The organism is Pseudomonas sp. Irchel 3A18, from assembly GCF_900187465.1.
In the GTDB taxonomy this organism is placed as follows: Bacteria; Pseudomonadota; Gammaproteobacteria; order Pseudomonadales; family Pseudomonadaceae; genus Aquipseudomonas; species Aquipseudomonas cichorii.
Genome location: NZ_FYDI01000002.1, coordinates 313458 through 326223 on the forward strand (window position 1 = coordinate 313458; position 12766 = coordinate 326223).

The window sequence follows — 12766 nt, forward strand, 5'->3', positions numbered from 1 at the left end:
AGAGTGAATTACCCCAAAGCACTAATGGGACTGGCATCCGCTCAGTCGATTATTAAAGGTTCCGAACATGGATGAAGGATCTAGGCCTACGCCTCGCTCTACCCTTTTTCGTGCCGCCATCACTGCCTTTATCAATGAGCGCAAAGAAGCCAAGCTCAAAGGCAATGACGAGGGTGAAGGTGGTCAGGCTGCCGGCAAATATGATTACGCCACCTGGCTGGCCGATGCTGCGCGTCGGGTAGCGCAGATTCAGGCGGTGACTCATGTACTCAAGGCCACGCATCCCGATGCTCGGGGCAGCAGCCTGCATGCCGTACCGCAATCACTGCATCAACATGCCGAAGTAGGCACCCACGTACTGGGCGAGGTTTATGCCGACGATATCGTGGGTAATGCCGCTGCTCTCGACGTGTACAAATTTCTCAAGGTAGAAGTCGAAGGCCGTCGTTTGCTGGACTGGTTGCAGGCCAATGATGCTGACCTCTTAAGTGCATTGAGCGATGACGAAGCCACTGCCCATGAATGGTCGGCAGCATTCAAGGGGCTGGTCCGGCCAGCCTCTACCCTGACCTCTCACACCATGGCCAAGCAGGTGTACTGGAGTGTTTCCGGTGAGCCGACTGACAACTCGGGCTTTCATCTCTTGCAGCCCCTGGTCGCCAGCAGCCTTGCCCACGCGGTGCACCAGGACATCAACGATGCGCGCTTCGGGGAAGCCAGCAAAGAAGCCCGACAGGCCAGACGAGAGGAAAAGCTTTACGACGGGCAATACCGCGATTATCGCAACCTGGTCACCCGCAAGCTGGGCGGTACCAAGCCGCAGAACATCAGCCAGCTCAACAGCGAGCGCGGTGGGGTGAATTATCTACTGGCTTCGATACCGCCGACCTGGAAGCGGTACAGGCAACCTGGCTTTCTCAATATCGAAACGGCGTTTGATCGTTTTCGATATTTTGAAGGTGTGCCCGAGCAGATCGAAGCCTTGTGTACGCTGCTGAAAAAAGACCCGCCCAGAACTCTGCCTACTCGTGATGCACGAAAAAGCATCGAAAAAGCGTTGGGCCTGTCACTGGTCACGTTTGGCCTCACCAACCGCGAGCAGCTCGAACCAGGCTGGAGCCGTCACCCTGACTGCGACCTGCCATTATGTGAACAACTCTGGCTCGACCCGGGCCGTATCGGCCTGCCTTTGCGCGATGATTATCTCGATGAAGACCAGGCATTTATCGCGGCCTTTGAACGCAATGACTGGCCCGATGAAGTCGCCAAGCGCTTTGGGCAATGGCTGAATGCAATCCTTCGCAATATAGGCTTGCCCGTCGGCGATGTGGAGCTGAGACACTGGACCAGACAGGCAATCATCGAAGCCGACTCTTTCATGCCAATCACTGGCCGGGAGACCTCCAATGGCTGACTGCCCTTCGTTCACTCATCTGCTGGTCATTCCACGCATTCGCGTACAGAACGCCAACTCCATTTCCAGCCCGCTGACTCATGGCTTCCCGTCGATGACGGCATTCCTGGGCCTGATGTGGGCACTGGAACGCAAGACCCACGATGCAGGCATGGACCTGAATTTCAAGGCTGTCGGCGTCGTTGTGCACCATCACGAAGAGCAAATCACCGACAGCAAGTACGTGAGCACCTTGCGCCTGACTCGCAACCCCATCAACAAGGACGGCAGTACTGCCGCGATTGTTGAAGAAGGCCGGATGCACATGGAAGTCAGCCTTGTGTTCGGGGTCCAAGGCGATACGTTGCCGACCGATAGCGAAGCCACGCAGTTGATCGCCCGGCAGGTACGCGATCAGCTTTCGCAAATGCGTATTGCTGGCGGCAGCGTGGTTCCGTCCAGTGCACCGCCCTACAAGCAGCAGCCTTTCATGGTGTTCATGCCTCAAGAAAACGACAGGCAAGAGCTCTTCACCAAAATCCGTTTGCGCCTGCTGCCAGGCTTTGCGCTGGTTGATCGTCAGGATCTGCTCGAACAACGGCACGACGCCCTTAAAGAGCAGGACCCCGATGCCTCACTGCTCGACGCCTGGCTGTCGTTATCACGCATCAACTGGCATAGCGTTGCCAACGAAGACCCGAACAAGAAGCCCAAGTGGGTCAACGACAAAAAAGACAGCGGCTGGATAGTGCCCATTCCTGTGGGCTATGGCGCGCTGAGTGACGTGCTGCCTGCAGGCTCGGTGGCGAACGCCCGTGATGGGCAAACCGATTTCCGTTTCGTCGAAAGCCTGTATGGCATCGGTGAGTGGATCAGCCCACATCGCCTGCACACTCCCGAACACCTGCTCTGGTACGCCGATTCGCAACCCGATGACGGCCTCTATCGCTGCGCCAACGACTATCGCCCTGTTGTTTTGCACGACTTCGACTGACTGCTGACCATCTTCCTAAAAGGTATTTGAACATGGCTAACGACACCCTCAAGACCGCTTCCGTTCTGGCTTTCGAGCGCAAGCTTGATCCTTCCGATGCGCTGTTTCATTCCGGCGACTGGCAGTCTCGCGATAAATGGACACCGCTGGAAATTCGTGAAAAATCAGTGCGCGGCACTATTTCCAATCGTCTGAAAACCAAGGACCTGGACCCGGCCAAGCTGGATGCCCAGATCGAGAAGCCCAACCTGCAAACCGTAGATGTCGCCGCCCTGCCCCATGATGCCGACACCCTGCGGGTCAGCTTTACCCTGCGCATCCTGAGCGGCACCGGCCAGCCTTCGGCCTGTAACGACACCGAGTACCGGGACAAGCTGCTCGCCACTGTAAAAAGCTACGTTGATGGCAATGGCTTCGATGAACTGGCACGGCGCTATGCCCACAACCTGGCCAACGGTCGCTTCCTGTGGCGCAATCGTATTGGTGCCGAGCAGGTGCAGGTGGAAGTCGCTCATCTGGTGGATGGCAAGGCCGCCTCGAAATGGGCTTTCGATGCTCTGGCGCTGTCTCTGCGGGATTTCAATACCAACGCTGAAAATACCAAGGCGCTGGGCGAGCTGACACAATTGATCGCCAGTGGTCTGGCAGGTCAACAGCATGTGCTGCTGGAGGTGAAAGCTTATGTACGAATGGGTGCGGGGCAGGAAGTCTTCCCCTCACAAGAACTGATTCTGGAACGCGCCAGCGGCAGCAAAAGCAAGACGCTCTACAAGGTCGGCGATGTCGCGGGCATTCACTCGCAAAAGATCGGTAACGCCATTCGCAGCATCGACACCTGGTATCAGGAAGCCGATATCAATGGCCCGATTGCCGTGGAACCCTATGGCTCGGTCACCACTCAAGGCAAGGCCTATCGCCAGCCACGCAGCACCAAGGATGACTTCTACACCTTGCTCGATGGCTGGGTGCTCAAGGACAAGGTGCCGGAGCTGAATCAGCAGCATTTCGTCATCGCGACCCTGATTCGTGGCGGCGTATTCGGTGAGGCGGGCTAAGCCATGAATCACTACCTCGACCTGCAATTACTGCCCGATCCGGAGTTTGCAGCCACGCAACTGATGAGCGCACTGATGTCCAAGTTGCATCGCGGCTTGCATGACCTGCGCCGCGATGACATCGGCATCAGTTTCCCCGCTATCAGCGGCAGGGCTACCGGCCTGGGCAACCTCCTGCGCTTGCATGGCAGTGCGCAAGCGCTGGATGCCCTGATGGCCAAGAGCTGGCTGACGGGCATGCGCGACCATGTGAGAGTAGGCGAACTGAGCCAGGTGCCCACTGACGCGCAGCATCGCCGCATCAGCCGCGTGCAGGTGGACAGCAACCCGGAGCGCACAAGACGACGCCTGATCAAACGCCACGGCCTCACGGAAGAACAAGCCCGCGAACGTATCCCCGACAGCGCCGCAAAACGCTGCAACCTGCCCTTCGTCCAGATGCGCAGCCGTACCAATGGTCAGACGTTCCTGCTGTTCATCCGGCATGAGCCGATACAGAGCAGCGCCCAGGATGGGACCTTCAATAGCTATGGGTTGAGTGCTACGGCTACTGTTCCCTGGTTTTGATGTTCTTTTGGCAATGGATTGAAGCCCTTGTAGGTGAGCTAGCTACAAGGGCTTTGTTTTTTTGAGCTGCTTATTACGACAGTGAAGGCTCAGTGCTTTGCTCAATGCTCAAGTGATCTTGTCTGGGCTGCCTGTGCGGCAGTGAAGGTGCGATTTATCCGGGTCTTAACGCCCGTAGTTTCTGAGCTGCCTACACGGCAGTGAAGGCATCAGGAGCGCAAAAACCTGTCCTCGCAAGTTTCTGAGCTGCCTATACGGCAGTGAAGCGGCTCTACGACCGGCGCGGCCAGCGGCCCGATTTCTGAGCTGCCTATACGGCAGTGAAGCGGAATAGCAGTAGTTGGCCGATTCGCCATATTTTCTGAGCTGCCTATACGGCAGTGAAGGAACAGTAGATACCGGGTATGTCGATGAGTTTTTTCTGAGCTGCCTATACGGCAGTGAAGGCCGGTGCCATCGCCGACTACCAGATAAACCGTTTCTGAGCTGCCTATACGGCAGTGAAGACATCAAAGAAGAATCCGACGCAGCACGCGTATTTCTGAGCTGCCTATACGGCAGTGAAGCTTGAGGCCGAGCCAAGCGAACGCTTTGTTCCTTTCTGAGCTGCCTATACGGCAGTGAAGTTGGCGTAGCTCAGGTTGGCGGAGCTCAGGTCTTTCTGAGCTGCCTATACGGCAGTGAAGATCTACGCGGGCGTCCTCTGCTTTCTCCCAGTCTTTCTGAGCTGCCTATACGGCAGTGAAGTTTTGAATGGCTCCGAATGGGTTCGCGTTGAATTTCTGAGCTGCCTATACGGCAGTGAAGAGACGTCGAAGATGCTCAGGATCAACCTGACCTTTCTGAGCTGCCTATACGGCAGTGAAGGCTAACCGATGCATCGTGCTTAGCTGGGCGCTTTTTCTGAGCTGCCTATACGGCAGTGAAGGAGGTTGATAGCCGCAGTTGCTGATGGTGATTTTTCTGAGCTGCCTATACGGCAGTGAAGGAACTATCCCCCGAGGCAAACTATTTCTTTCATTTCTGAGCTGCCTATACGGCAGTGAAGACTGTTCAAAGGTGCTGCATGCGTTTTCCATATTTTCTGAGCTGCCTATACGGCAGTGAAGGTGATACAAATTACAAGAGGTTCATTCCTCTTTTTCTGAGCTGCCTATACGGCAGTGAAGTCAATTGAGTACTGTTCCACGGCGCTGACCAATTTCTGAGCTGCCTATACGGCAGTGAAGTAGACACTCTGCTCGATAACCCTCCGTTTTCAAAGAAAAATATGCGCCAACAGCCGTTTTAACCCTTTTTTTATCGAGCTTTGTAAGTCATTGATTTTTAAAGGACGAATCTGAGGCGAAAAAAGAGGGTCAAGAAAGGGTTCATTCCTGTCCGCCGTATACAGGTGCTCACCCGCAGCAAGACAGCGCCGTACTTTTTGATATGTCGTCGCCAGCGACATGACCTCATAACATGTCGCTAGAAACCGGAAATTGCGACATGACGGCTTGGAAAAGCTCCATTTCCTGACATATTTTGTCTGAAGGATGTCGCGGCCAAGGCCCCTCCCACAAGGTTGTGTGAACCTGGGGTGAATCACTCAGCTCTCAAAAATGCATCGTCTGAAATGACGTCTCGCGGATAAATCCCACCCAATCAGCCGGTTCTCTCAGCAGCAAACACCCCCACTCTCTACTACCCTGAAACCCATCATTTAAGCGGTTGATGCTCTGGCCACCTTGACTGATGGGGACAAGAATAATAATGAAAGACCCTTATGCCTTCGGGTTCTACAGCGCCTGTTTTGCGTTGATGGTGGTGGTAGCGGCGACTTATTACAGTGCGGCTTCCGGCAGCAGTCCTGTGCGGGCCGCGGATGCCTGGGTTGTGGTTTATTCGGCTTCTTCTCTGGTGGAGACGCTGGCGATCATCGGGATCGCGGGGGTTGCGTTCAAGGCGTATGGGGCCTGGAAGCGGGATGTGCGTCAGCACAAGGCGCTGGGGGTCATCTGGGATGCCAGTGTGGCGTTTCGGGAGATAGAGATCGGGTTCAACGAGTGGTTCTTCGGCCCGAATGCCGAGCTGAAGGCGGGCAATGATCCGCGTCAGATCGATTCATTGCTCAATGCCAGCCCGCTGGGTCTGGCGCTGAAGGCGTTCAAGAAGCAGTGCATTCTGCTGGACAAGGTGGTAATCAAGCACCACTGGCGCTGGCTGAACCATGCAGCCGAACTCGAGATGCTGGCACGGGCGCTGAGTGCCGAAGCATTCGGGGCCGTGGACAAGGGCAAGGTCACGTATTCGGTCGTGGACTTTCTCTATGTGCATCAGGGAGAAACCTGGCAAAGAACCCAGGCCGACTGGGAAACCATCATGGCGACCATCGAAGAACAGCTCAACGCACTGGAAGAGGCCTACGGCTGAGGCCTCTTCCTGTGCGAGTCGGTCAGATGTCCAGGGTGATCTTGCCGAAGTGCTGGTTGGTTTCCTGATAGCGGAATGCTTCGACGATATCGGTCAGCGGGAACGAGCGATCCAGGACCGGGCGCATGCCGTTGGCATCGATTGCACGGATCATGTCCTGCTGCTGGGTTCGGCTGCCGACCAGTACGCCTTGCAGGCGCAGTTGCTTGAGCAGGGCCGGCACGACTGCCAGTTGCCCGGCAACGCCGGTCAGAATGCCGATCACCGAAATATGCCCGCCCACACGCGCCGCCTGCATGGACTGCTCAAGCGTCGAGGGACCACCGACTTCGATGATGTGATCGACACCACGACCACCGGTCAGGGTGCGGGCAGTCTCGCCCCAGGTGCTGTCCTTGCGGTAGTTGATCAGGTGATCGGCACCCAGCGCGCTCAGGCGCTCCAGTTTTTCGTCGCTGGAGGATGTGGCAATGACCGTGGCACCCGCCATTTTGGCGAATTGCAGGGCAAATATCGAAACGCCACCGGTGCCTTGGACGAGTACGGTGTCACCTGCCTTGAGGCCGCCATCGCTCATCAACGCACGCCAGGCGGTCAGGCCCGCAGTGGTCAGGGTCGAGGCTTCTGCGTGGGTGTAGCCGACCGGTGCGAGGGTGAAGGAGGTTGCGCGGGCGGTGACTTGCTGACGGGCATAGCCATCGATGCCATCGCCTGGAACGGTCACGAAGCCTTCCACCAGCGGCTCGCCGCTGATCCAGTCCGGGAAGAAAGTGCTGACCACCGAATCCCCGACCTTGAACTCGCTGACGCCCTCACCCACTGCTGTGACCACACCGGCACCGTCGGCCATGGGAATGCGTGACTCGCTGGGGCCCCACATGCCGCTGACCACGGCGAAGTCGTGGTAGTTGAGGGAATTGGCATGCAGGCGCACGGTGATTTCCCCGGCCTTGGGGGCCAGCACTTCACTGTCACCGACAATAACGCGCTCGTAACCGCCACCGGCCTGTACATAAATGGTTGTGTTGCTCATGATCAATCTCCTTTCCATTCAACGTCCTGTGAAATGACGAAATGCGTACCCGTAAGTTCAACGAACGGGCATGACGCGACTGCGGCTTCAGGTCGCTCCAGCTCATGGAGCACCCTGCCGCGCCCGATAAATCCAATCAAACCGTTGCGAGCACACAGCCTCATGATGAATCTGAAATACAGCGTACCGGCCGCCCTTCTGCTGGGCCTGACAGGCATGGCGCAGGCCCAGGAATCGGCTTCGCATCTGGACAAGGTGATTCAGGCGGGCCAGTTGTCAGTGTGCACCACGGGTGACTACAAGCCTTACACCTTCCTGCGCAAAGACGGCGAGTACGAAGGCATCGATATCACCATGGCACGCTCCCTGGCCAAGAGCCTGGGCGTCAAGGTCGAGTGGGTCCCGACCACCTGGAAAACCCTGATGCCGGACATGGTCGCGGGCAAGTGCGACATCGGCATGGGCGGGATTTCCGTCACGCTGGAACGGCAGAAGAAGGCGTTCTTCAGTAACACGCTGGATATCGACGGCAAGATTCCGCTGGTCCGCTGCGAAGATCAGGCCCTGTACCAGACCATCGAGCAGATCAACCAGCCGTCCGTGCGCCTGATCGAGCCGGCCGGTGGCACCAACGAAGCCTTCGCACGCGCTTATCTGCCCAAGGCTCAGATTGCTTTCCACGACAACAACACCATTTTCCAGGAGTTGCTGGACAAGAAGGCCGACGTGATGATCACCGACGCTTCCGAAGCGCTGTACCAGCAGAAACGCATGCCGGGGCTGTGCGCGGTCAACCCGACCCGTTACATGCAATACGGTGAAAAAGCCTACCTGCTGCCACGCGACGATGTGACCTGGAAAAGCTATGTCGACCAGTGGCTGCACCTGAGCAAAGCCACAGGCGCCTACCAGCAGGCGCTGGGTGAGTGGCTGGCAGTGCCGGGCCAGTAAGCTGTTCTTGAGCCAGAGCGGGGATCACAGGCAGGTTCCCGCTCGGCAAGGGTTGCAAGCCGGGGTCGGCTGAAATAGGTTGTTGCAAGACCAACGACTGGAAGGCGCCACACGAGCATGAAGCCCAGCAAAACCATCACTCGCGCATTCTGTGTCGAGTTGCAGCAGGAGCTGTCGATCACGGCGGCCCGGCGTGAATACTTCTCTCAGGAGCCACCCCGTTCGCGCTTCGAGTTTCTGTGCTCAAGCGAAGCCTGCCGGGCGCTGGGTGCCAAGGTGACAGGGGTTCGCTATGACGTGAAGCCTCAGGACAATCCAACCTTCGTGGCCGCTCATTTTCGCGCCAACCCGCATTACGACCATCACGCCAGCTGCGAGTGGGTCGAGGAGGACGCCGGGGAAGCCAAAGAAGAACCCGAAGTCGAAGAGACCGATCCCCAGGCCCGCATTCGCAAGGTCAAGCGCAAGCTGGATGACTACATTGATGTCTTCGATCCCGTGATCAAAGACCCGGTCAAGGAAAAGGCCGGCCCCGACAAGGCTGGACCTCGCGCACCGAAGCCCGCGAACGACTCTCCAGCGGCAGAAGCTTCGACGCCTGCAGCACCGCGCTACAGTGAAACGCGCACCAATAATCTTGAGCGGCTGGTGGACAGCTTCCGTCAGGCCAAGGCGCAATTATCTCCCGATGACTTCAAGCTGCTGACCCTGAAGATTCCCGGGCAAGGCGAGTTGTCCCTGCGCTCGTACTTTCGCCACATCAAATATGCGCAGACAGGCGACAACGGCCGGGTGCTGTATGGCGGCGGGCTGGTGGAGCGTTATGGTCTGGGGTTCAAGTTCAAGTTCTTCGACCGTCTCGAAGCCAAACTGGTGACGCTGTACGTATCACCCGCGCAGATGCAGGCCTATCGCTCCAGTCGGTACATCACCGAGCTGTTGAGCCATGCCGATGAAGTGAAGTTCTTCACGGTCTATGCCTTGGGGAATGTCGTCAAAAGCCCATCGGGGAAAAGCTTCAGCGTCGAAGTCGACGACTTGCGGCATTTGGCGATTGTGCTGGGGCCAGCGAAGGCGTGAGGCAAAAAAACCTGTAGGAGGCAGCTTGCTGGCGAAAAAGGCCTGAAAACCGACAGAGATTTAGCATCGTACAAAGTAATTTACGACCTGACTGCCGTAGGAGATCACCCGCCGCCTCGGCGCCGCGCTGTCGCGCAGCAAACAGGAGCAGGTGTTTCCAGATTCATGGTCTTGCGTCTTGTTTGATGAGAGCGAATTCATCCGCGAAGACGGGGCATTTCGCGAATGAATTCTCTCCTACGCGGGTCGTGGGGAATCAGACCTTCACGATCCAGCCAGCCGGCGCTTCGACATCGCCGGACTGCACGCCGGTGAGTTCAGCGTAGAGCTTGCGGGTTACAGGGCCGACGTCGGTTTCGCTGTGGAAGACGTGCAGTTTGTCCTTGTAGGAAATCCCGCCAATCGGAGTGATGACGGCCGCGGTGCCGCAGGCGCCCGCTTCCTTGAACTCACCGATCTTGTCGATCAGCACATCACCTTCGATAACGGTCAGGCCCAGGCGGCTTTGTGCCAGTTCCATCAGCGACAGACGGGTGATACCCGGCAGCACGGAAGGCGACTTGGGCGTGACGAACTCATTGTTGGCGGTGATTGCAAAGAAGTTGGCCGAACCGACTTCTTCGATCTTGGAGTGGGTTTGCGGGTCCAGGTAGATGCAGTCGGCAAAGCTGTGTTTCTTGGCTTCGGAACCTGGCATCAGGCTGGCAGCATAGTTGCCACCGACCTTGGCAGCACCGGTGCCGTTCGGGGCAGCACGGTCGTAGCCGGAGATCACGAAGTTGTTCGGCTTCAGGCCGCCCTTGAAGTAGGCGCCAACCGGAATGCAGAAGATCGAGAAGATGAACTCGGGCGCGGTACGCACGCCGATGTTGTCGCCAACGCCGATCACGAACGGACGCAGGTACAGGGCACCGCCCGAACCATAAGGCGGGATGAAACGTTCGTTGGCCTTGACGACCTGCTTGCACGCTTCGATGAATACATCGGTCGGTACGTGAGGCATCAACAGACGGGAACAACTGCGCTGCATGCGCTGGGCGTTCTGGTCAGGACGGAACAGGTTGATCGAGCCATCCTTACAACGATAAGCCTTCAGGCCTTCAAAGCACTGTTGACCGTAATGCAGCGCGGTAGAACCTTCGCTGATATGCAGAACGTTGTCTTCGGTCAGGGAACCCTGATCCCAGGCGCCATCACGCCAGTGAGAGAGGTAGCGCTTGTCGGTTTTGATGTAATCGAAACCCAGGGTTTCCCAGTTGATGCTTTCTTGACTCATAACGCCCTCTTTCGTTTAGCCGCTGCCTGGATGAGTCAGGCCTGTGCCGTATTCTGCCAGATCATTTGAGCTGAAGTGAGCATCCAATAAAAAACCCTGCGCCTTTCGGGGACAGGGTTTTGTTTTTCGGGTTCAAGTGCAAGTCAGAAGGCGTAGGTCACCAGCAACTCTTTCGTTACCTGAAAGTCCACCGACATCATCACGCTCAGGGCGGTGATGGTGAAGATGGAGAACACGAACAGCTTGCGGGCCCAGACAGTATCGTCTGCAGCCTTGTAGCCCTTCCAGGCCATGTACAACCAGTACATGCCCATGCCCGCTGCAACAGCGAGGTAGTTCAGACCCGCGTAACCGCCGAACGTCAACATCAGGGTCGCCACGAGGAACGCCAGGATGTAGAGCAGGATGTGACGCTTGGTGACCAGAATGCCGCGCTTGACCGGCAGAACCGGAATCTTCGCTGCACGATAGTCGTTGAAACGAAAGATCGCGATCGCATACGAGTGCGGCATCTGCCACAGGCTGAACATCACCAGTAGCGTCCATGCCGCGAAATCGAAGCTGTTGCTTACAGCGCAGTAGCCAATCACCGGAGGCATGGCCCCCGACAGGCTGCCGATCAGGGTGCCGTGTACGGATTTACGCTTGAAGTACAGGCTGTAGAAGCCCACGTAGATCACGAAGCCGATCACACCCAGCAAGGCAGCCAGAGGGTTGGCGTAGGTGTACAGCAGGCTGACACCGGCGATGCCCAGAATCGTGGCATACAGCAGTGCAAGCTTGATGGACACCAGGCCCTGCACCAGCACACGGTTGCGAGTCCGCTCCATGCGCTGGTCGATATCACGATCGATGCAGTTGTTGAATACGCAACCTGACGCTACGACCAGTGAGGTACCGATTACCGCCGCAAGAAACACGATGAAATCGATATCACCCTTGGAAGCCAGAAAAAAGCCACCTGCCACCGAAAGCACGTTACCGAAAATGATCCCCGGCTTGGTGATTTGGATAAAGTGCTTCAGGGACATCTGGTATTCCTCAATGCGCCATCATTTCGCGATGGATACTGAAAATGATCCACAGCGACAGGCCGACCAGCAGCACGATAACCAACGCGGTGAAGGCAAACGCCAGCACGTTGTTACGTTGCGCACTCGTGAAGTCCAGGTGCAGGAAGTAATGCAGGTGCACCAGGATCTGGACGATCGCGAAGGCCAGGATGATCGCGATGGTCAGGTCTTTCGGCAGAACCGGAGACATGACCAGAGCGAACGGGATGGCAGTCAGGATGATCGACAGCACGAAACCGATGATGTACGACTTCACGGAACCGTGGCTATTGTCTTCAGCTGGATGATGTGAATTCGCCATTTACAGGGCTCCCATCAGGTAGACGATAGTGAACACACCGATCCAGACCACGTCCAGGAAGTGCCAGAACAGGCTCAGGCAGCTCAGGCGGGTCTTGTTGGTGTTGGTCAGGCCCTTTTTCTGGACCTGATACATCATGATACCCATCCAGATCAGACCGCTGGTTACGTGCAGACCGTGCAGGCCGACCAGGGCGAAGAACGCCGACAGGAAGCCGCTGCGGCTAGGACCGTAGCCTTCGTTGATCAGGTGATGGAACTCATAGATTTCCATGGCGATAAACGCAGCACCGCACAGGAAAGTCAGGGCCAACCAGCTCAGGACCTGACTCTTCTTGCCTTTGTACAGCGCCAGCATGGCGAAGCCATAAGTGATACTACTGACCAGCAGGAACGCGGTTTCCACAGCCACGAAAGGCAGCAGGAAGATGTCCTGGCCCGACGGGCCGCCCGCGACACTGTTGACCATCACGGCATAGACCGCGAAGAACGATGCGAACAACACGCAGTCGGTCATCAGGTACAGCCAGAAGCCGTAGACCGTCATTCCACCGCTGTCGTGGTGATCGTCATGCCCATGGTCATGAGCGTCATGACCGTGGGCTCCGGAGTTGATAGCAATATTTGACATG

At 57.0% G+C, this 12766-nt stretch carries 12 protein-coding genes and 1 CRISPR repeat array; of the genes, 7 read left to right on the forward strand and 5 right to left on the reverse strand.

The window, feature by feature from the left end; translation table 11 throughout:
* The first annotated feature begins 67 nt into the window (after window positions 1-67).
* From csy1 to CKW23_RS04465, 5 genes are all read left to right on the forward strand, one after another.
* On the forward strand, window positions 68-1414 hold the full coding sequence (gene csy1 / locus CKW23_RS04445; RefSeq protein ID WP_095067107.1) for a type I-F CRISPR-associated protein Csy1: 1347 nt from the start codon (window positions 68-70) through the stop codon (window positions 1412-1414).
* Window positions 1407-2387 (forward strand): type I-F CRISPR-associated protein Csy2, encoded by a 981-nt coding sequence (gene csy2, locus CKW23_RS04450; RefSeq protein WP_095067108.1) that lies wholly within the window; start codon window positions 1407-1409, stop codon window positions 2385-2387. Before csy1 ends, csy2 begins: the two co-directional genes overlap by 8 nt.
* Window positions 2388-2419: 32 nt before the next feature.
* Window positions 2420-3442 (forward strand): type I-F CRISPR-associated protein Csy3, encoded by a 1023-nt coding sequence (gene csy3, locus CKW23_RS04455; RefSeq protein ID WP_095067109.1) that lies wholly within the window; start codon window positions 2420-2422, stop codon window positions 3440-3442.
* 3 nt (window positions 3443-3445) lie between these two features.
* Window positions 3446-4009, forward strand: a complete 564-nt coding sequence (gene cas6f, locus CKW23_RS04460; protein ID WP_095067110.1) for a type I-F CRISPR-associated endoribonuclease Cas6/Csy4 — start codon at window positions 3446-3448, stop codon at window positions 4007-4009.
* A 59-nt stretch (window positions 4010-4068) separates the two neighbouring features.
* Window positions 4069-5238: direct repeats of the CRISPR family, unit length 28 nt; unit sequence TTTCTGAGCTGCCTATACGGCAGTGAAG.
* A gap of 523 nt (window positions 5239-5761) precedes the next feature.
* Window positions 5762-6421, forward strand: a complete 660-nt coding sequence (locus CKW23_RS04465) for a hypothetical protein (RefSeq protein ID WP_095067111.1) — start codon at window positions 5762-5764, stop codon at window positions 6419-6421.
* A 22-nt stretch (window positions 6422-6443) separates the two neighbouring features.
* Here the strand turns inward: CKW23_RS04465 and CKW23_RS04470 are convergent, their stop codons facing one another.
* Window positions 6444-7454: an NAD(P)-dependent alcohol dehydrogenase gene (locus CKW23_RS04470; RefSeq protein ID WP_025258804.1), complete on the reverse strand. Its 1011-nt coding sequence runs from the start codon at window positions 7452-7454 to the stop codon at window positions 6444-6446.
* 162 nt (window positions 7455-7616) lie between these two features.
* On the opposite strand from CKW23_RS04470, the gene CKW23_RS04475 reads away from it, so the two are divergent.
* Both CKW23_RS04475 and CKW23_RS04480 read left to right on the forward strand, forming a co-directional pair.
* A complete protein-coding gene (locus CKW23_RS04475; protein WP_095067112.1) occupies window positions 7617-8405 on the forward strand; it encodes a transporter substrate-binding domain-containing protein in 789 nt (262 codons plus the stop codon).
* 117 nt (window positions 8406-8522) lie between these two features.
* Entirely contained in the window at window positions 8523-9485 is a 963-nt protein-coding gene (locus CKW23_RS04480) for an ATPase (RefSeq protein ID WP_095067113.1), read from the forward strand.
* A 256-nt stretch (window positions 9486-9741) separates the two neighbouring features.
* Here CKW23_RS04480 and CKW23_RS04485 read toward each other — a convergent pair whose 3' ends face one another.
* From CKW23_RS04485 to cyoC, 4 genes are all read right to left on the reverse strand, one after another.
* The gene (locus tag CKW23_RS04485) at window positions 9742-10761 is read right to left on the reverse strand and encodes a branched-chain amino acid aminotransferase (protein WP_025258801.1); all 1020 of its coding nucleotides are present in this window, start codon (window positions 10759-10761) and stop codon (window positions 9742-9744) included.
* A 143-nt stretch (window positions 10762-10904) separates the two neighbouring features.
* The gene (gene cyoE / locus CKW23_RS04490; RefSeq protein WP_025258800.1) at window positions 10905-11792 is read right to left on the reverse strand and encodes a heme o synthase; all 888 of its coding nucleotides are present in this window, start codon (window positions 11790-11792) and stop codon (window positions 10905-10907) included.
* Window positions 11793-11802: 10 nt separating this feature from the next.
* Window positions 11803-12135: a cytochrome o ubiquinol oxidase subunit IV gene (gene cyoD, locus CKW23_RS04495; RefSeq protein ID WP_025258799.1), complete on the reverse strand. Its 333-nt coding sequence runs from the start codon at window positions 12133-12135 to the stop codon at window positions 11803-11805.
* Complete coding sequence (cyoC, locus tag CKW23_RS04500; protein WP_025258798.1) at window positions 12136-12765, reverse strand: cytochrome o ubiquinol oxidase subunit III; 630 nt, start codon at window positions 12763-12765, stop codon at window positions 12136-12138.
* Window position 12766 lies beyond the last annotated feature (1 nt).